General features: G+C 31.1%; 16 protein-coding genes. 7 read left to right on the top strand and 9 right to left on the bottom strand.

Features of this window, described 5'->3' with window-relative positions; translation table 11 throughout:
• Positions 1 to 32: 32 nt before the first annotated feature.
• The 4 genes from EV214_RS06630 to EV214_RS06615 form a co-directional block, all read right to left on the bottom strand.
• A complete protein-coding gene (locus EV214_RS06630) occupies positions 33 to 1,166 on the bottom strand; it encodes a Ger(x)C family spore germination protein (protein WP_132243975.1) in 1,134 nt (377 codons plus the stop codon).
• A 158-nt stretch (positions 1,167 to 1,324) separates the two neighbouring features.
• Positions 1,325 to 2,488, bottom strand: coding sequence for a 3D domain-containing protein (locus tag EV214_RS06625; RefSeq protein ID WP_132243973.1), 1,164 nt, complete (start codon positions 2,486 to 2,488; stop codon positions 1,325 to 1,327).
• Between the two features lie 207 nt (positions 2,489 to 2,695).
• Positions 2,696 to 2,908 carry a DUF3006 domain-containing protein gene (locus tag EV214_RS06620; protein WP_132243971.1) on the bottom strand — a complete coding sequence of 71 codons (213 nt, stop codon included), beginning with the start codon at positions 2,906 to 2,908 and terminating at the stop codon, positions 2,696 to 2,698.
• An 8-nt stretch (positions 2,909 to 2,916) separates the two neighbouring features.
• Positions 2,917 to 4,059, bottom strand: a complete 1,143-nt coding sequence (locus tag EV214_RS06615; protein ID WP_243116576.1) for a ComEC/Rec2 family competence protein — start codon at positions 4,057 to 4,059, stop codon at positions 2,917 to 2,919.
• Between the two features lie 361 nt (positions 4,060 to 4,420).
• Here EV214_RS06615 and EV214_RS06610 point away from each other — a divergent pair, with 361 nt between their 5' ends.
• Together EV214_RS06610 and EV214_RS06605 are read left to right on the top strand one after the other, a co-directional pair.
• Positions 4,421 to 5,104 (top strand): response regulator transcription factor, encoded by a 684-nt coding sequence (locus tag EV214_RS06610; protein ID WP_132243969.1) that lies wholly within the window; start codon positions 4,421 to 4,423, stop codon positions 5,102 to 5,104.
• A gap of 1 nt (position 5,105) precedes the next feature.
• A complete protein-coding gene (locus EV214_RS06605) occupies positions 5,106 to 6,596 on the top strand; it encodes a sensor histidine kinase (RefSeq protein ID WP_132243967.1) in 1,491 nt (496 codons plus the stop codon).
• A gap of 19 nt (positions 6,597 to 6,615) precedes the next feature.
• On the opposite strand, the gene EV214_RS06600 is transcribed toward EV214_RS06605, so the two are convergent.
• The 5 genes from EV214_RS06600 to EV214_RS06580 all read right to left on the bottom strand — a co-directional run bounded on the left by EV214_RS06600 (position 6,616) and on the right by EV214_RS06580 (position 12,087).
• Positions 6,616 to 7,293 (bottom strand): ABC transporter ATP-binding protein, encoded by a 678-nt coding sequence (locus tag EV214_RS06600; RefSeq protein WP_132243965.1) that lies wholly within the window; start codon positions 7,291 to 7,293, stop codon positions 6,616 to 6,618.
• A 2-nt stretch (positions 7,294 to 7,295) separates the two neighbouring features.
• The gene (locus tag EV214_RS06595) at positions 7,296 to 7,838 is read right to left on the bottom strand and encodes a hypothetical protein (RefSeq protein WP_132243963.1); all 543 of its coding nucleotides are present in this window, start codon (positions 7,836 to 7,838) and stop codon (positions 7,296 to 7,298) included.
• 15 nt (positions 7,839 to 7,853) lie between these two features.
• The gene (locus EV214_RS06590; RefSeq protein ID WP_132243961.1) at positions 7,854 to 9,044 is read right to left on the bottom strand and encodes an ABC transporter permease; all 1,191 of its coding nucleotides are present in this window, start codon (positions 9,042 to 9,044) and stop codon (positions 7,854 to 7,856) included.
• 16 nt (positions 9,045 to 9,060) lie between these two features.
• Positions 9,061 to 10,302, bottom strand: a complete 1,242-nt coding sequence (locus tag EV214_RS06585; protein WP_132243959.1) for an efflux RND transporter periplasmic adaptor subunit — start codon at positions 10,300 to 10,302, stop codon at positions 9,061 to 9,063.
• 444 nt (positions 10,303 to 10,746) lie between these two features.
• Positions 10,747 to 12,087 carry a DEAD/DEAH box helicase gene (locus tag EV214_RS06580; protein WP_132243957.1) on the bottom strand — a complete coding sequence of 447 codons (1,341 nt, stop codon included), beginning with the start codon at positions 12,085 to 12,087 and terminating at the stop codon, positions 10,747 to 10,749.
• 406 nt (positions 12,088 to 12,493) lie between these two features.
• Between EV214_RS06580 and EV214_RS06575 the strand changes: the two genes are divergently transcribed.
• From EV214_RS06575 to EV214_RS06555, 5 genes are all read left to right on the top strand, one after another.
• Positions 12,494 to 14,248, top strand: coding sequence for a sensor histidine kinase (locus tag EV214_RS06575; RefSeq protein ID WP_132243955.1), 1,755 nt, complete (start codon positions 12,494 to 12,496; stop codon positions 14,246 to 14,248).
• Complete coding sequence (locus tag EV214_RS06570) at positions 14,223 to 15,593, top strand: sigma-54-dependent transcriptional regulator (protein WP_132243953.1); 1,371 nt, start codon at positions 14,223 to 14,225, stop codon at positions 15,591 to 15,593. Before EV214_RS06575 ends, EV214_RS06570 begins: the two co-directional genes overlap by 26 nt.
• 220 nt (positions 15,594 to 15,813) lie before the next feature.
• Positions 15,814 to 16,731, top strand: a complete 918-nt coding sequence (glsA, locus tag EV214_RS06565; protein ID WP_132244086.1) for a glutaminase A — start codon at positions 15,814 to 15,816, stop codon at positions 16,729 to 16,731.
• A 100-nt stretch (positions 16,732 to 16,831) separates the two neighbouring features.
• Positions 16,832 to 18,271 (top strand): alanine/glycine:cation symporter family protein, encoded by a 1,440-nt coding sequence (locus EV214_RS06560; protein WP_132243951.1) that lies wholly within the window; start codon positions 16,832 to 16,834, stop codon positions 18,269 to 18,271.
• Between the two features lie 139 nt (positions 18,272 to 18,410).
• Entirely contained in the window at positions 18,411 to 19,838 is a 1,428-nt protein-coding gene (locus tag EV214_RS06555) for a cache domain-containing protein (protein WP_132243949.1), read from the top strand.
• The last annotated feature ends 14 nt before the right edge of the window (positions 19,839 to 19,852 follow it).

The raw sequence follows: 19,852 nt of genomic DNA, 5'->3' as shown, positions 1-19,852 counted from the left end.
TTCCTCTTTTTCTTTTTGATAACATCCATCCTTTAATATTTCTTTTTCGCATTTGGATCTGCTAAATTCTTGTTTATAATTTTTGTTTTAACCGTAACATTTACATTCGCATCCTTAAATGCATCTTCCCATTTTATTTTTTTGTAAATATTAGGATATTGTGCTCTGAAGTATTTTGCAAATTGAAAAATATCACATTGAAATTCTTTCTGTGACCTTTTAATAATGTTACGCATGTCTTCTTTTACTTTTTCTGATATCATCTCTTCTAGCTTCTTTATCTTTTTATCACTTACTGGTTGCGTATAATACTGATATCTTAATGCTGCATTCAAATCTAAATCAATATTGATTACAACTTTTTTATTCATATAGTTTGTTTTAATCTTTCTTTTTTTAATAGCTGTTCGAAAAGAATATACATTTTCTTCTTTTTTAGGATCAGGTATCGCCTCAACCAATATAGGTTTTTCTGCTAATAGATACAGCACCCCATCCGTATCTACAAGATCTATCACACCCACTAATTTTGAATCTTTCATCACTGCAAACCCTAAATAAACTATATGGCCATGTTCTATTCCAACATATGGCATAACATAACCAACTTCATCTAATGCAATATTAGAAAGCACCTCTCCAACGTTTGGATATAATGTTTTTCCGCTATTTGCTAAACTATTTATCGTGTTCTCTATTAAAAATCCTACAGAAATATCTTTCTCTACCTTTATGTCAAATAACTCCGTAGGTTTTTCACGGCTTACTACAGGTAAAAGGGTTTTTCTATAATCATATATACTGCCAATTCTATTGAAATAAGATTCTATCCCTTTTTTTGCATAATCTGTCCCAAAAATAACAACTCTTGTTACTCCTAAAAAAACGGGAAATGGGTTTATCGCATCATAGTGGATCCGAGCATCCTCAAAATTCTTCCCATAGGATACTGTATTGTATACATTTGCTGTTTGAGCCTTTTCTGTATCTCCTTGAGAAGGAATAAGTTTGGTAATTTCACTAGAAAATTGAACCTTGTCTGCCACCTGGTCTACACCGATAGAAATGGCTATACTTTTTTTATCTATATCCTCATAATCCCAACAACTTGTTAACGTTAAAGAAAATATAAATATTATTAATAATTTACTGCATTTTCTTATCATATTTTTTCACCTTCGTAATGAAAAATAATAAAAGCAATCTGTCTATTCATAAGAGATTCATTCAAATAATGCTCACCTCCATATCCTTATCTTTTCCATTTATATATAACTAATGCATTATGCTTATAAAAAAAAAGCCCTAAATTGGGCTTTATGCATTAATTCAAAAGATACACTTTTACATTATCGGTTTTACCAAAATCTTTTACTTCTTTCATTTGTTGATTTCCTATATCTCCCAAATACAAGTCGATTGTTTTTCCTTTTACGCCACCACCCGTATCTGCTGCAAGGTAAATTCCATTGTATCTTGCTCTCCAATCTGATTCGTCAAATAATATGAGCACCCTACTTCCTAATGGAATCGTTCTTGAGTCTACAGCAACAATCATTGCATCTTCCCAACTCTTTCCATTTAAGTTGTATCCTGTCCTAGTAAATCCTCTATGCTTTGCCCCTACAGCTTTTCCACAGGAAGCAATAGATAAGTCATAGGCTGTAGCACTATATCCATCTCCAAGATCTGTAGCATTCTCTATAATATCTTCAAAAGTTTGTACGCTATTTTCTTCGTTTTCCTCTTTTTCTATAAACTTTTTTTGTTTATCTTTTGCTACAAAAACACCATTAAAAAACTCTTCATGAATCAAACTCACTTCACTCGAATAAATCCAACCTTCTTCTTTTTCACCCCATGTGATATGAAAATAGCTTTCTTTAAAACCATTAATCTTTATCTTATCATTTTTCTCTAAATTTTTTATAATCTTACTATTTCTTGATGCCTCTGATCGAACTTCTCCGTTTTCAGCCATTATTTTTGCTTTTTTATGAATAGGTGTTGTTAAAATACTTTCAGAATGCACCCATCCGATGATTTCATCCCCCATAGCCACTTGATACCAATCTGCATCTTTTTTCACTACTACAATTTTCGTTGAAAATCCTAATTTCCCACTAATTCCAGCCTCAATTTCTGGCTTTTCATATACATCTACAGATCCTGCATTGACGATACCATTTTCTATTGGGTCTTTTTCACCCGCGTCAACCAAAATACATTCGCTATGCATCCATCCAAATAGACCATTACGCGTAGATATCTGATACCATTTCCCATGATTTCCTTCTATAAACACTTCTTCTCCTAAAGCCAAATGATTTAAGCTTTGTGCTGAAATTTTAGGTTCTTTCATTAAAACTGCATTTTTATCAATCACAGTCCCAGTTACAACTTCTTCTGCATAATTTAGTGAAAACATAGATAATACACAAAGCAAAGTAATCACGATCATAAGTATAGGTTTAATCGTTTTCGTCAAAATAAAACGCCTCCTTGTTTTAGAAATTTGAATATTAAACTCTATATTAGACAAACAAATCAAAAAATCCTTTAAGGAATTAATTCCACAAATTTATATATATTACCATTCAATACGAATCAGTACAAACGCTATGTAATCTACTTTTGCTTATTATATTATAAAAAAACTTCATAATATAAAAATAGCTTCAGCAGAAATCTGAAGCTATTCCCATAAATCCTTAGTTATTCCCTCTATTTTAGTTTTTCTTCTTCCCGTCTCATCCTGATCAATAATAACCTTATCTTTACTTAACGATAATACATCTCCTTCTTTTGCATAGAAAGGAATCCTACTCTTTTCAATGTTTATCATTTCACCATCATCTTTTTGGCATATAGCAAAGCTTCCTTCGAATCTGTCTATAACAGCATACATGTACTCACCTACTTTTTAGATTTTCTAAATCCAGCATCTTTGGCTTCCTCTTCGGTTTTGAACATTCTCTCTGCTTTTACGTTTTTATAATACGCCCCCTCAGGCATATGATAAATTTTTTCTCCTTTGCTATTAATATTTCCTTTTATTAATCCTTCTTCTTTTTCATCAGCATATACCTTCTCTTCTATAGGTATTTCTGCTGCTTGTGCAGTTTGAATGATGTTGCTTTGTTTTTTTACGGTACTTGTACTTTCTCTCCCGTAGCTATAATCTCCAGGATTTATATTAAATTGGATATGGTCTCCATCACTTATCATAACAATGGTTCCACTTTCATCCGTTCTATAAACAGGAATTTTTTTATTTTTTAACTTCTCCATTGTTTCTTTATGCGGATGCCCATAGTCATTTCCTGTCTCCGTCATAATAACCGCATATTCGGGATTTACTTTGTCTAAAAATGCTGAAGTCGTAGAAGAATGACTTCCATGATGTCCAATCTTTAATACATCCGCTGATACATCAAATCCTTTCTGTAGCATTTCTTTTTCAGATATCTCTTCTGCGTCTCCTGTAAACAGAAAAGAAGTATTCCCATATATTAATTTTATTACAATAGAATAATTATTATAATCTTTATATTCACTGCTATTTGGTGCAAGAATTATTCCGTTCGCATCTCCTAGCATAAATTCACTGCCTACAACAGGATTAGAAATCTTAAGTCCTTTATTTTTTATTGCAGTGATTACATCTTTAAACGTTTTACTCGTATGTGTAACCTTTGGCATATAGACTTTTTCTATATCAAACCCATCAATAACTGCATCTAATCCGCCAATATGATCTTCATGAGGATGTGTTCCAATGACATAATTTAATTTTTTTATTCCGTTGCTCCTTAAATAATCTACCACTACATCTGAATCTCCATTATTTCCTCCATCAATTAGCATAGATTTTTCACCATTTTTAATTAGTATCGCATCTGCTTGACCTACATCAATAAAGTGAACTTCTAAATTTCCAGCACTATTCGCTGATTTCTTTTCTATTTTTTGCTCTTTAGAACATGCAGTTAAAATGAATAAAAAGAATAATACGAGTACAAAAATAGGTAAATATACTTTTGACATTTTTTTCAACAATGACTTCACTCCATTTCTTTGTATCTTTGTAAATTCAATACATTCATTATATCATGAATCGGCCTATTTTGTCGTATTATCTAAAATATTGTCAATTCGTGTATGTTGTATAAATGTTTTATATGTTTTTAATCATTTTATCTTTTTATAAGCCTCCCACTTCTATAAGTGAGCATTCAAATTGATTCCGTTAGGATAGAATCACCCTCTCCACTATAGATATTTAACTTTTCTGAACAAACTCACTTTGTGTGCAATTTGTGATGCATTTGTGTGCAAATAATAAATTTTTTTATAATGATCCTCTATTTTATTTAAACTGTGTTATGATAATCTTAAAGTAAATAAAGGAGATTTGTATATGTCAAATATAAATATTCTTATCGCAGATGATGAAGATAAAATGCGTCAAGTGATTAAAATATATCTTGCGCGTGAAGGCTATAAAATAGAAGAAGCCATCAATGGAAAAGATGCATTAGAAAAATTTAAAAGTTCCTCATTCTCTCTTCTTTTATTAGATGTCATGATGCCTGAAATAGATGGCTGGACTGTATGTAGGAAAATTCGCGAAGAATCTTCTGTTCCTATTATCATGCTAACAGCAAGAGGCGAAGAGTATGATAAACTTTTTGGCTTCGAATTAGGTGTAGATGATTATATTACAAAACCTTTTAGCCCAAAAGAGCTGATAGCAAGAGTCAAGGCACTTTTGAAAAGAAGTAATATGCATCATAAAACAGATGAAAATAATATAAAAATCAATCATCTTGAAATTAGATCCCTTGCTAAACAAGTATTTTTAAATGCGCATGAAATTTTTTTAACCCCTAAAGAATTTGACCTTTTATATTTCTTTGCACAAAATCCACAACAAGTTTTTTCAAGAGAACAATTATTAAATAAAGTTTGGGGATACGATTTTATTGGAGATGCAAGGACAGTAGATACTCATATCAAACAAATTAGAGAAAAGCTAGGCACTTATAAAAAGTATATTCATACAGTTTGGGGAACTGGTTATAAACTTAAGATAGGAGAATAAAATGAAAAGTATATTAAGTAAGCTATGGCTAGGGATTAGCGCTTTAGTAGTCATCATTCTTTTAATGATTTGGTTGTTTCAAGTGATTTTATTAGAAAATTTTTATATTGAGGAAAGGAAAGATCTTTTATTAGAACAAGGAAATAAAATAGCCTCCATTGTATTATCATCTGCTGATCCCACCGTGATCTCCCAAGAAGTAGTTGATGAAATAGATGCCTTTCGATCTACTTTTTCTTTTACTATTAACATTACAATCATGGATATAAATAACAATCCCTTATTTCCTACTAAAAATACTAGACCTCCAAAAGATATGGTTGATTTATTTAAACGATTCGATATAAACTTAAATTCAAGAGAAGTTGAAACGCATATGCCTTTTAGAAAACCTCCGACCTTGTTTGACCGTTCTAATATAGATTTGAATTCTAAGGAAGTCGAAACCGTTATTGAACAATTTGGCAAATCTCAGCGCACTGTACTCGTTGTAAAGGTCCCTATTCAACAGGATACACATTTTATTGGTAATATTATATTAACATCCGCTTTAGCACCGATTCAAGAAACATCCTCTATTTTAAAAAAACAATTATCCATTATTACATGGATTTCTTTATTCATTACAGCGCTCTTAGCATTTTTACTCGCGAAGCTTTTCACAAACCCCATTTTAAAGATTACAGAAGCTTCAAAGAAAATTTCTGAAGGTGATTTTACAGCCCACGTAATCTTAGATGTTAATGATGAAATTGGTATTTTAGGGGATACGATTAATCATATGGCTATCCAATTAGGTAAAACCGAAAATTTCCGTAGAGAATTCATTGCGAATATCTCTCACGAACTAAAAACCCCTATTAGTCTCATTCGCGCTTATGCTGAATTGGTCATGGATGTAGATGATCTAAAAGAAGACAGAGACCAACACTTACAAGTGATCATAGATGAGTCAAGCAGATTAAATACAATGGTTGAAGAGATCCTTTACTTATCTAAGATGGAAGCTGGTTATTTAGATCTTGTTTGGACAAAATTTCCTATTATCGATTTAACAAAAAATATTTTTAGAAAGTTTCATTTCTTTGCATCAAAGAAAAATATTGAATTTGTTTTAGATATGGAGGATGAAAATACATACATTTATGCCGATAAAGATAAGCTCTATCAAGTATTTTTTAATTTAATGAATAATGCCATTAAACATGCTTATGAATTTAGTACAATCACGATTAAAGTAAAACCTACAAATACCTCTGTGCGAATAGCGATTATCGATCATGGACAAGGCATTCCAAAAGAAGATTTGCCTTATATATGGGATCGCTTTTACAAGGTAGACAAATCTAGAAAAAGAGATGCGAGCGGTACAGGTCTAGGGATGTCTATTGTAAAAAACATATTAGAAAATCATCATTTTTCATATGGTATAGACAGTGAAATCAATAAAGGTACAACGGTTTGGTTTGAGTTTAAAAAAAGAGAGGCGTAAAATTTCACGCTTCTCTTTTTCATTGATAAATATTCCCATCTTTCACATGAATGATTCTCTTGGCTTTTTGGGCAATCTCTTCATCATGGGTAATAATTACAATTGTATTTCCCTGCTGATTTAATTGTAAAAACATATCCATAATTTCCTTACCCGTCTGAGAATCTAAAGCGCCTGTAGGTTCATCTGCAAGTAAAATATTGGGGTCTCCCACTAATGCTCTTGCAATTGAAACACGCTGTTGTTGTCCCCCTGATAATTCTAGCGGTTTGTGGTCTATTCGATCTCCAAGTCCTACCTTCTCTAGAACGTATTTTGCTTTTTCATAAGCTGTTTTTCTGTCTAATCCTCTTAAAAGTAAAGGCATTTGCACATTATGAATTGCCGTATATTTTGGAAGAAGATTAAACTTTTGAAAAACAAACCCGATTTCTCTATTTCTTATTGCGCTCAATTCATCCTCTGATTTTGCATCTATATTTTGGCCAGAAAGTCTATATTCCCCTGAATTAACAACATCAATACAGCCTATAATGTTCATCAGTGTTGATTTCCCAGAACCTGAAGGCCCTAATACTGCAACAAATTCTCCTCGTTTTACCTGTAAAGATACTTCTTTTAATACAACCAATTCATTATTCCCCATCTTATAGGACTTCACAACATCTTTCATATATATAATATTTTCTTGATCCATAATTATTCTCTACCTTGTATCACATGTACGGCTTTAACGGATGCATCTTCATTGAGCCATATTTGTAGAAATGTTCCTTCTATAATATCTCCTAATTCTAACTCCGTCTCCTCCCCACGCTTTGCAGATACAATAGGAAGTCCTACAGGAATAATAATATTTTTCGTCTCTCCTGTAAATTTAATTTCTCTTTTCATTTTATTTCCTTGCCCCCCAAAACCGCCTTCACCAGGATTGCCATTTTGTATTTGTACCTTCATTTTTTCTCTATCTTCTTCAGACATTTCTTTTCTTTCTGGTAATTCTGCTAACTCTAAAGTTACTTCGTTTCCTAATATTTTTTTGACCTTGCCATATAAATCAGGGCTATCTCTTTTAGCATTTTCATTATTTTTGACACCATCTTGTTTTGTATTATCTATCACAGTACTTTGTTGTGTATTATTTTGTACTGCATCCGCTGGTTCACTAGATTTTGTGCATCCTACAAATAGTAGCCCCACCATTAGCATAGGGATCACCCAATTATACTTTTTTTTCATCATGATTAAACATCTCCTTTATTCATAATTTAATGCATCTATTGGTTTAAGATTTGCTGCCTTCATGGCAGGATAGTAACCAAAAAATGTTCCTGTAGCAATAGAGAATACCAATCCCATCCCATATCCAAGGAAAGAAGGAAGTACGCTTATATCTGTATACTTCATAAGGGGGATTATCATTATGCTAAGAAAAATACCTATCAACCCTCCAGAAGTACTAATCACAACAGATTCAAGTAAAAATTGAAGTAAAATATCTTTTTTTCTTGCTCCTATTGCTTTTAAAATACCGATCTCCTTTGTCCTTTCTTTCACCGAAACAAACAGTACATTCATAATGCCAATACCACCCACAATTAATACAATCGTTGCAATAGACATAAGAAGCAATGTCATCACCTTTGCTGAATCTTGTGCTGCTACAAGGCTACTACCCGCATCCCGAACTCTAAAATCATCACTTTTTCCCTTATGCAGTTTTGCTAATATCTGTGTTATTTCATCGGCTGCATCTGCAACATAATCAATATCCTTTGCTAAAGCCATAATACTTGTTCGTGCTCTTTTTCCTACAATATATTTTTCTGCTACATCATAAGGAACGATAATCCCTTCATCTGGATTAAATCCTGGCATATTTCCTCCCAAACGTTCTAAAACACCTATGACTTCATATCTTTTGCCATTTATCACAATATCTTCTCCAACGATTTCTGAATATTCTTTTTCTTCAAATAGCACAGTAGCAATCTCTGCACCAATTACAGCTACTTTTTTTCTTTTTTCATTATGCGCATCGGTAATGAATTCCCCTTGCGCTACACTCAAATTATTTATATTTTGAAAGTCTTTTGTAGCTCCTGCTATAGATGCAGAGGTCGATGTCTTCGCATAACTTACCTCTGAACTCCCATTAACCACAATCGTCACGGCACTGACGGATGATGCCTCTTCTTTTATTGCCTCTATATCCTCTAAACTAAGTGTTTCTGTTCCTTTCCCTCCAAAGTTAGGCATGATATAAAGTGTTCCTACATTTAATCTTTTAAACTGTTCTTCCACATTCGCTTGACTTCCTTTTCCTATGCCAATTACCAAGACAATCGTTAAAGCCCCTACAATAATACCAAGAGAAGTAAGAAAAACTTTAAATTTATTTTCTTTAATATTGATAAACACAGCTGTGAAGATCTCTGTCATACGCATGGTCTAACACCCACTTCTATTTTTTCTCTTTTACAAATATCGTTTCACCTGACTTAAGTCCGTTCATCACTTCTACATTATTACCATCTGTCAATCCTGTTTTAATCGTCCTTATTTCAATATTTCCTTGTTCATCTTTTACTTGAACCACTTGCTTTCCATCAACGATACTGACTGATTTATTGGGAATGGTTAATATATTTTTCCGTTGATTTAATATGAAAGAAGTCGTACAAGTCATCCCTGTTTTAAGTTGATTCGTACCCTCATCTAAACCAATTTTCACCTCATAAGTGACCAATCCACTACTTGCTATTTTAGGCAAAACATCTATAGAAAGAACTTTACCCCTAAATTTTTTACCTTCAAAAGCTTCAAATTCTATTTCAACTTCTTGATCTATAAACACGTTAGATAAATCGATCTCTGATACGGGCACAATTACCTCTAGTTTATCTGCATCCGATATAACCATAAAATGACTCGTATCAGAAGTCACTTCTCCTGACTCTTTGACAGTAGGAATCGTCTCGCCAGGTTTATATGTAATGGTTAAAATATTTGCATCCATCGGTGATTTTAATACCGTGTTATCCAAATCATTTTGTGCGGTTTTAAGTGCTATTTCAGCAGTAGTCACATTTGCTTTCTCCATTTCAATATCTTTACTTTCATTTGCAATAATGTTAAGTCTTTCAATTTGTGTTTCATAAGCTATCTTTGCACTTTCATATGCGATTCTTTTTTTTTCAATTTCCATCTTCGGATAAATGGATTCTAGCTGAATCATTGCATCATAGTCTAGGCTAATTTCATCAAATGTTGATTTTAGCGCATCTAATTTCTGTTTTTCCGATATTGTTGTTAGCTTAAATTGCTGTTTTGTTTGTTCAAGCTTTGTGATGGCTTTTTCATACTGCACTTGCGCGTTTTGAAGCTTATTCATATAATCTGTATCCTCTAGCTTTGCCACAATATCTCCTTTTTTTATGGACTGCCCTGTATCCACAAATAATTCTTTTAATTTTCCACTTATTTCAAAATCTAAGTTTATAACAGGTATTTGTGCTTCTCCATCTCCAGTAAAATCAATAATAATATCTCCTTTTTGTACCCTTTCTTCTTTTAATACAGGTTCTTCTGAAGATATTGCTTGAACTTTTGTTTTATATGCATATCCACCATAACTCATCCCAATAAGTGCAATGAGCACAATTAGCACCTTTGATTTTTTGTTTATTAATAATTTCTTTACCACATTCAGTTTCCTCCCTTATATAGCCTTTACATTTTTATAAATACGCAAAAATAAATGATCTATTTATTCTTGTGTATTCCTTAACTTACTTGAATCTTAAATTTTCTAGTAATTTATCCAAGTATATCAGCTGCAAATCTCTAATTGGATTATAATCTCTAATTGTGATGAAATCGTGATAAAATCAAAAGCGATTTGTGAATAAAAAAGCCTAAATTTTCAAATGAATTTAAAATCTAGGCTCTCTAAGCAATCTTTTATTTTAAATTTCAACTTATTTGTTCTCATATATCCATAAAATGCCTCTACTATTATTAGCAGAGGCATTTTATAATATATTTATTTTTCTTGTATCTATCATACTGCTTTATTTAAGACAAAATGAACAACCTCTTTTACTATCCATATAAATTTACATTGTAAATTCATCTTTCTCCTTTATGCCTAATATCTTTTGCCTCTTGAAGGACTATTGATCTTGGTGTTTTTAACACCTGCACGAGGTTTTCCATTTGTAGATTTTTGTCTTTTGTCTGCTGAAGATTTTTCTTTATCGTTGCTTTTCTTTTTACTTTTGAACCGCCCAGCTTCTGGTTTACTAGGTCTTTTGGATTTATCATATCCTCTTCTATTGTCTCTCTTTTTAAAATCATTAACTTCTTCATCATCTTGAGGCCCTACAATTTTCCGTTTCTTCAAGGTCATCTGTATTCCTTTTTCAATTGACTTTAAAGTTTCTCGATCTTTAGGTGCAACAAAAGTAATGGCAAAACCAGTTTGTCCAGCTCGTCCTGTACGTCCTATACGATGAATATACGACTCTGTATCTTGGGGAATATCATAATTAAATACATGTGTCATCCCCTCTACATCGATCCCTCGCGCAGCCACATCTGTTGCTATAAGAAATTGTATTCTCAAATTTTTAAAATCTTTCATCACCTTTTCACGTTTTGCTTGACTAATATCTCCATGTAACTCATCTGAATTGTAGCCACGCATTTGCAATTGTTCATTGAGTGCACTTGCACGACGCTTCGTACGACAAAAAATCATTGCCATAAATGGTTTATATTCATCTATTACCGTACAAAGTGCATCTAGCTTTCCTCGATCTGTGGTTTCAATGACTAGCTGTTTTATTTCATCAAGGGTTATCTTACTACTTTTTACTTGAATATTTATAGGTTGTCTCATATAACGTGTAGATAGGGCTCGAATTTGTTTTGGCATGGTAGCAGAGAAACACATGGTTTGGCGTCTTTTAGGCGTCTGATGTATAATCTCCTCTACCTCTTTTAAAAATCCCATATGCAGCATCTGATCCGCTTCGTCGAGTACAAGCATTGAAAGTTTCCCCAGGTTAATACTTCCACGTCTTAAGTGATCTAGCAACCGTCCTGGTGTAGCAATAACCATATGTATGCCGTTTTTTAATTTATGTACCTGTTTCTCCACATCTTGACCACCATAAGCCGCTAGTATATTTATCCCCTTAGCAGACATTAGTTTTCTCGCCTCAGCTGTGATTTGAATCGCCAATTCTCGTGTAGGCGTAATAATGAGTCCTTGTACACAAGGTTTGTTTACATCCATATTTTCCATCATTGGAAGGATAAATGCAAGGGTTTTTCCTGTTCCTGTCTGCGCTTGAGCAATAACATCCTTACCTTCTAAAAGAAGGGGTATTGCTTGAACCTGAATAGGTGTAGGTTCTATAATACTATTTTTCTGCAATATATTTTCTAGTTCTCTTCCAATTCCAAGTTTTAAAAAATCAGTCATTCTATCTATTTCCTTTCTTGTTTTTATTTATTATTCGTATCTATTACTAAATCTATCCTGTCATTCTATCATAGTTTTATTCTAAGTGGTAATGTATTTAAAAAATCAACGATATATTCTGTTGTCAATTCCCCTTTGCAAAAAACTGTCCTTAATTTAGGTTACAAGTTTCTGATGATTTTAAGCAATATTACCATCCATTTTTAACTTGAAATGATATTTTTTCAAAATATTTCAATGAATGTACTCTATAAATTCTTCAAAAAATTTGATATAATTACGCATAATTAGTAACCTTCTTGATTGATAGGTAAATTTATTGGAAAATATGCGATATTGTTATAAAATTTAAGTGCCATTAAATTTACGTAAAATAAGAGGCAAATAAATTATTGGAGATAGATATATGAAGCTGAGTATTAAAAAGAAGATCATTTGGCCATTATTACTTTTGATGATTATGCCAACTATTGCTTTAAGTATATTAACGTACTGGAATAATTATAAGATTATCAATAATTATGCAGTAGCAGAAGTAAATAATGAATTGAATGATTTATTAGTATTGCTAAATGGGATTGAAAAAACTGATTATAATAAAGAATTTATAATCAATTATATAAAATCATTAAATAAAAAGAACCTATTTATTATTGAGGAGGATGATTTTATATATAATAGCACTCCAGATAAAAGCATTGATGAAGATAAGATTTTAAATGGTATTTTGAATGATAAGGAAATATCTGATAGATATATTTTAAACTATAGAGTTTATCATCAATGGAATTGGAAAATTGGACTTCTGATTGATAAGAAAGAGATTCCTTATACAGCGTTTAGTATGAATGGAAATATATTATTATTAATTACTCTTTTGGTTTTATTTTCATTCGAAGCTATTATTTTAATTACAGATAATATATCTAAGCCTATAGGCATACTTTTAAACGGGTATAATGATATTATTTCCGGTAACTTTCAAAATGAAATAGATATTAAAAGAAAGGATGAACTAGGGTTATTAGGAGATGCTTTTAATGATATGAAAAATGAAATTGCCAATAGAACCAATAAATTTATACAATTGAAAAATTTTAACGAAGATATACTAAGAAGCATCTCCACTGGAATTATTACAACAAATATAAATGGTAAAATATTGAAATATAATCAAGCAGCTATTGCTATTATTGAAAAAGAAATACAATCTCAGGAAAACAATTTAGAAATAATAAAGGTATTGTTAAGACAGATCATGAGCACTGTACATACAGAAGAAACCATTAATAGAGTAGAAAATTTTCAGAGTAAAGAAGAAGGGAAAAATGTTTATTTAGATATTACAACTTCATTAATGAAAAATATTAAAGGAGAAAACATAGGCGTTATATGCAATTTTAATGATATTAGTAATAGAAAGAGAATAGAAGATAAAATAGATAGGATTGATCGGTTAGCTTCTTTAGGCCAACTAACTGCTGGTTTAGCACATGAAATTAGAAATCCTCTTTCTGGGATGAAAATGAGCTGTCAAGTATTAAAAAATAGATTATCTAAATATTTAAATGAGACAGATGAAAAGTTATTTGATGCAAACATTCATGAAGTTGATCGATTAAATAGTTTAATAACAGACTTATTAAATTTTGCAAAACCTCATTTACCCAAATTTCAAGTTGTAAACATTTATGAAATTCTAGAACATGCATTACAATTTTCAAATAAAATAATTTCTGAAAAAAAGATTTCTGTTTTAAAGGAAGAAAAAAGCAACTATGCATTGGCGTATTTTGATAAAGGTCAATTGGCACAAATCTTTTTAAACATTATTGGCAATGCTATAAAAGCCATGTCACAAGAAGGGATACTAGAAATCACAGTGTCTAAAGAAGATGCAATAAAAAAACAATATATGCTTATGGTCTTTGAAGATAATGGATGTGGCATTGACAAAGAAAATATCCCCAAAATATTTGATCCTTTTTATACAACATATGAAAGTGGCACAGGATTAGGCCTTTCTGTTGTTCATAAATTGATCACTGCGAATCATGGAGAAATCGAAGTTGAAAGCCAGGTAGCTGTAGGAACAAAAATAAAATTATATATACCACTATATAAGGGAGAAAAATATGAAGAAGAAAGTATTAATCATTGATGATGAAGAATTGATCAGATTATCATTAACGGAAGGTTTAAAAGATTTTGATTATGAAGTAGAAACTGCAAAAGATGGAAATGAGGCAATAGATAAGATCAATCACTTTAGACCAGATGTCGTCCTTTTGGATATGAAGTTAAAAAGTGAAAATGGATTAGATATTGCTAAAAATATTAAACAACTAGATGATTATATTGAAATTATAATCATGACTGCATATGGAGATATTAAAACAGCAATAAAAGCTATAAAAGTTGGGGCAATAGATTTTCTTAAAAAACCATTAGATTTAGAAGAAATTAATGTATCTATTTCTAAAGCATTAAAAAATCAATTAATAAAAAGAAAGCTTGAGATTTATCAAGAGCGTGAATCTAAAATGAATCATGAATTTATTGGAAAGGATCCAATTATGAATGATACATTGAAAAAAATGGATATATTATCAAAAAACGATTCTGTCACAGTACTCCTCAGAGGGGAAACTGGGACTGGTAAAGAAGTAGTCGCTTCATGTATTCATCAAAATAGTATTAGAAAGGATTCCGTGATGCTTAGCATCAATTGTGCTGCTATTCCAAGTCAATTATTAGAAAGTGAATTATTTGGTTTTGAAAAAAATGCTTTTAGTGGAGCGACTTCAAGAAAAAGAGGATTACTTGAACTTGTAGATGGCGGAACATTGTTCTTAGATGAATTAGGTGAAATCCCTTTAGATATACAAGCAAAATTATTGAGATTTCTAGAAACTAGAAAATTTAAAAGAATCGGTGGATTAGAATCTATAGAGGTGGATATTCGAATTATTGCAGCTACAAATAAAAATCTTGAAGAAGCAATCGTAAAAAAAGAATTTCGGCAAGACTTATACTATCGATTAAATGTAGTGCCTATTTTTATTCCTCCATTAAGAGATAGAGGCTACGATGTACTAAAAATTGCAAAACATTTTTTAGCTATTTATTCTAATAAATTTGGTAAATCTTTTATAGGATTTTCAGAAAAGGCAGAACAGGAGATTATGAAATATTCCTGGCCCGGAAATGTTAGAGAATTAAAAAATGTAGTAGAGCGAATCGTCATATTAAATGATGGAGAAATTTTAGATGTACAAAACCTTCCTATAGAACTTCAAAATGATATTTCAAAAAAAGACCCCTTAGAAATCGTTGCAAATTTTAATATAGAAGAAAACTTTTCATTAGAAGATAGGCTATCTGAAATTGAAAAAAAATACATACAAAAGGCATTAGATCAAGCAAATGGAAACCATACAAATGCATCAAAATTATTGGGGATTTCTAGATTTGCTTTAAAAAGAAGAATGGAAAAATATTTTTGATGATGTGCGAAATCTAACGATGTGATTGATTTCGCACATCATTTTTTGTGCGAAATCGAACAATTCGATCATTTAAAATTTTTAGGGGACTTTTGAATACGTAAAATCAAGCTTTTTTCGCATTTATTATCCAAAATTTAATTTGGCACAAATATTGCTTATATACTAGGTGTCTAGACATTGGCTCAAATTTAATATGAAAGTAGAAGGTGCGAAAATAATGCAAGAATTACTAGAAACAGTTATCGAAAATAATAGAATATGGACCAAAGAAGGAAAGGTAGCAACCTATATACCAGAACTTGCAAAAGCTAATCCTGATGCTTTAGGAATTTATATCGTTGATTTTCAAGGAAATAGTTTTTATGAAGGGGATTATGAAACGAAATTTACAATTCAAAGCGTTTCGAAAGTAATTACTTTGATTTGTGCGCTAATAGATAGAGGAAAAGAAAAAGTATTTTCAAAAGTGGGCTCAGAGCCTTCATCAGATTCTTTTAATTCTATGGTCAAATTAGAAACAAGAGATTCTCATACACCATTAAATCCTTTTATTAATGCAGGGGCAATCGTTACCACATCACTAGTTTCAGGAGATAATGGCATTGAAAAATTTGATAGAGTTCATGCAATGATGAAGAAAATGGCAGATAATGATGCTATTCAAGTAAATTATGATGTATATAAATCAGAAAAATTAACTGGAAATACAAATAGAGCCATTGCTTATTACTTAAAAGGAGCCGAAGTGATAGAAAGAGATGTAGAAGATGTATTAGATACATATTTTAAATTATGTTCTATTGAGGTTACGGTAAAAGATGTTTCAATGATGGCTTCTGTAATAGCGAATGGTGGCGTTGCACCTTGGTCAAATGAAAGACTTATTCCTAAAGATGTTAATCAGATTGCTCAAGCTATTATGATGACTTGTGGTCTCTATAATGCCTCTGGAGAATATGCAGTAAAAATTGGCGTACCCTCAAAAAGTGGTGTAGGTGGATGCATTATGGCTGTTGTTCCTAAAAAAATGGGTATTGCAGTAGTAGGTCCTGCTTTAGATGAAAGAGGCAATAGTGTCGCTGGAACAAAAGCGTTAGAAGAATTATCTCAAAAACTAGAACTTAGTATATTTTAGTAAAAATAGTTTATATTAATTCATTTAATGTATTGAGTAGTTTTTTAAGCAATTATCATAATTGCTTAAAATATAAAAAATAAAAGAGGAGTGTACATTTATGTTAGTATTTTTAGATTCAATAATTTCCACGGGTAATACGATATTATGGTCTTATGTCCTTATAGGAATGTTACTTGTACTTGGCATTTATTTCACATTTAAAACAAAATTTGTTCAAATTAAGCTTCTTAGCGAAACGTTTAAGGTATTAGGTCAAGGAAGAGGCAGCGTTGAAGATGAACATGGACAAAAAGGCATTTCAGCTTTTCAGGCTTTCTGTATTAGTGTTGCATCTCATGTTGGGACAGGTAACTTAGCTGGCGTTGCAATGGCAGTATCTGTTGGAGGTCCAGGCGCAGTTTTTTGGATGTGGTTAATCGCTTTAATTGGTGCTGCAACAAGTTTTGTCGAAAATACTTTAGCACAGATTTACAAAGTAAAAGACCACAATGGATATCGTGGTGGTCCAGCATATTATATGGAAAAAGCACTCGGACAAAAATGGATGGGTCTTACTTTCTCAGTTATAATTACAGTAGTATTTGGACTAGTATTTAACTCTGTTCAAGCAAATACAATTTCAGCTGCATTTGAAACTGCATTCGGAATTAACAAGTTATCCGTAGGAATAGGGTTAACAGCACTTACATGCTTAGTAATTTTTGGAGGAATCAAAAGAATTGCAAAGGTTGCAGAAATGATTGTACCAGTAATGGCTACAGCTTATGTATTGGTTGCATTATTTGTACTTGTTAAAAACATTACCCTCCTTCCAGAGACATTCAAGTTAATCTTTGCGAGTGCATTTGGATTAAAGCAAGCTGTTGGTGGAGGAATTGGAGCAGCTATGATGCAAGGTATTAAAAGAGGACTTTTCTCTAATGAAGCAGGTATGGGTAGTGCTCCAAATGCAGGTGCTACATCTACTGTAAGTCACCCTGTAAAACAAGGACTTCTTCAAATGTTTGGCGTATTTGTTGATACGATAATAATTTGTAGCGCAACTGCATTAGTCGTTTTAATTTCAGGAGAATATACTACTGAAGGATTAACAGGAATTCAGCTTACACAAACAGCTTTAAGCTCTCAAGTTGGTGCTTGGGGTAGTACTTTTATCGCAGCCTGTATTTTACTTTTTGCATTTAGTTCTATCATTGGAAATTACTATTATGGGGAATCAAATATTGAATTCTTAAATGGAAATAAAACATGGTTATTAATTTTTAGATTATCAGTAGCAGGTATGGTATTTTGGGGTACTCAATCAGCAGTATCAATCGTTTGGAACATGGCAGATTTATTTATGGGTATAATGGCAGTAATAAACTTAATTGCAATTGCAATACTAGGGAAAATTGCTTTTGCAGCATTAGAAGATTATATAAAACAAAAAAAAGCAGGAAAAGATCCTGTTTTCCATATAGACAATATTGAAGGATTAAAAAATGTTGAATGCTGGGGAACATCTAAAAAATCAAGTCTTGAAAAAGCAATTTAATACTTAACACAAATAAAAAAATGACCCGCTCATTAACTTTTTGATAGGGTCATTTTTCTATTTTAGAACATTTAAAATAATTTAATTATCTGTTAAAATAAATATAGATAAGCATGCAATAGACGAACGGAGGAGAATTATGGACAATACCCCACGCAAATTTATATTGTGGTTTATTATATTATTTGTTGTAGCAGTTTTATTAATCGGTATTTTTTATTTTGATAATTCAAGAATGATTTTAAAAAATCAATACATTGAATCATTTGATAGCTCGGTTGTACAATTAGATCATTCAATATCTGAATTTATCTCTACTTTTGAAAGTGCTTTAGAGATGTTCTCCCAAAATGAAATGATACAAAATGTTTCTGATAATCCAGAACAATATTACTTACCTGCAAGACAGCTTTTCAAATCATTTCAACAATCTTATCCATCTATTGCTTTTGCTTATTTTGCGCCTACTGAAATAATTTTAGGAAATAAGAAACTAGTAACTTGGCCTGATACATCAGAGGAATTAGAGTATACAGATTGGATTGCAAATCAAAGACCATGGTATATTAATGCAGTAAAAGCAAATGAAAAGACAGCATGGACAAAACCCTATTTAGATGCCACAACAAAAAAAACAACGATTACCATTTCGAAAACAGTAAAAAATTATAATAATGAATTCAAAGGCGTTATAGCTATAGATTTCTTTTTAGATGAGCTATCTAATAAAATTGAAAACTTTCAAGCATTTAAACAAGGATATGCGTTTTTGATAGATCAAGATAAAGAAAATTATGTTTTTATAACAAAGGATATAAATGATAGAAGATTTGATAAGATTATTGAATCAAATTGGATTTATAAAATTTATGGAAGAAAATCAGGAAGTTTTTATATAAGCGAAAATCATGTTGATTATTATGTAACCTATACGACAAATGATTTAACTGGATGGAAAGTACTTGGAATTATAGAAGAAGAAAAAATTTATAAAAAGACAAAAAATATGATGCAAGAACTATTTACGAGTAGTTTTATTATTATGTTTATTGGTCTTATATGTATTGCTTATATTTCAAAGCAAATCACAAAATCTGTAAAGGACTTAAGTAATTTCCTAAATAATGATGAAACTAATTATAATATTATAATCGATAAAAATAATGATTTATCTAATAAATTCAATTTAATATTATCAGAAAATAAAGACTATGAAGATTTGCTAGATGAATCAAATTCCTATATTAATTTATTGTTTGAAGCTGAATCTGAAATAGAAAAATTTATTGGTATTATCAATGGAAAATTAATAAATAATAACAATTTAGATGCATTAAAAGAGTTAAGCAATTCGATCGATAGACTACTATATTTTAGAGATAAATTTAATGATAGTTCTTCAAAACTACAGCAAATTCAAAAAGATAATATAAATAATCATATGTATTTAGTACTAGATAAAATAAAGAACATAAAAGAAAACGATAATGACAATAAATCTGAAATACATGAAATTTTAAATGAAATTGAGTTAAAAGTTAGTCCAAAAAATATTTTATTAAAATAGCTAAAACCATTTGC

This window comes from Marinisporobacter balticus (assembly GCF_004345705.1).
Classification (GTDB): domain Bacteria; phylum Bacillota; class Clostridia; order Peptostreptococcales; family Thermotaleaceae; genus Marinisporobacter; species Marinisporobacter balticus.
The sequence above is the reverse complement of the archived record's forward strand: the minus strand, read 5'-3'. Positions and strand labels throughout refer to the sequence as shown.

Bases quoted from the DNA above. Each gene is read 5' to 3' on its own strand.
- EV214_RS06595 (WP_132243963.1), bottom strand. From the start codon at position 7,838: ATGATGAAAAAAAAGTATAATTGGGTGATCCCTATGCTAATGGTGGGG.
- EV214_RS06590 (WP_132243961.1), bottom strand. From the start codon at position 9,044: ATGCGTATGACAGAGATCTTCACAGCTGTGTTTATCAATATTAAAGAA.
- EV214_RS06555 (WP_132243949.1), top strand. From the start codon at position 18,411: ATGGACAATACCCCACGCAAATTTATATTGTGGTTTATTATATTATTT.
- EV214_RS06620 (WP_132243971.1), bottom strand. From the start codon at position 2,908: ATGTATGCTGTTATAGACAGATTCGAAGGAAGCTTTGCTATATGCCAA.
- EV214_RS06605 (WP_132243967.1), top strand. From the start codon at position 5,106: ATGAAAAGTATATTAAGTAAGCTATGGCTAGGGATTAGCGCTTTAGTA.
- EV214_RS06630 (WP_132243975.1), bottom strand. From the start codon at position 1,166: ATGATAAGAAAATGCAGTAAATTATTAATAATATTTATATTTTCTTTA.
- EV214_RS06580 (WP_132243957.1), bottom strand. From the start codon at position 12,087: ATGACTGATTTTTTAAAACTTGGAATTGGAAGAGAACTAGAAAATATA.
- EV214_RS06575 (WP_132243955.1), top strand. From the start codon at position 12,494: ATGAAGCTGAGTATTAAAAAGAAGATCATTTGGCCATTATTACTTTTG.
- EV214_RS06570 (WP_132243953.1), top strand. From the start codon at position 14,223: ATGAAGAAGAAAGTATTAATCATTGATGATGAAGAATTGATCAGATTA.
- glsA (WP_132244086.1), top strand. From the start codon at position 15,814: ATGCAAGAATTACTAGAAACAGTTATCGAAAATAATAGAATATGGACC.
- EV214_RS06600 (WP_132243965.1), bottom strand. From the start codon at position 7,293: ATGGATCAAGAAAATATTATATATATGAAAGATGTTGTGAAGTCCTAT.
- EV214_RS06610 (WP_132243969.1), top strand. From the start codon at position 4,421: ATGTCAAATATAAATATTCTTATCGCAGATGATGAAGATAAAATGCGT.
- EV214_RS06560 (WP_132243951.1), top strand. From the start codon at position 16,832: ATGTTAGTATTTTTAGATTCAATAATTTCCACGGGTAATACGATATTA.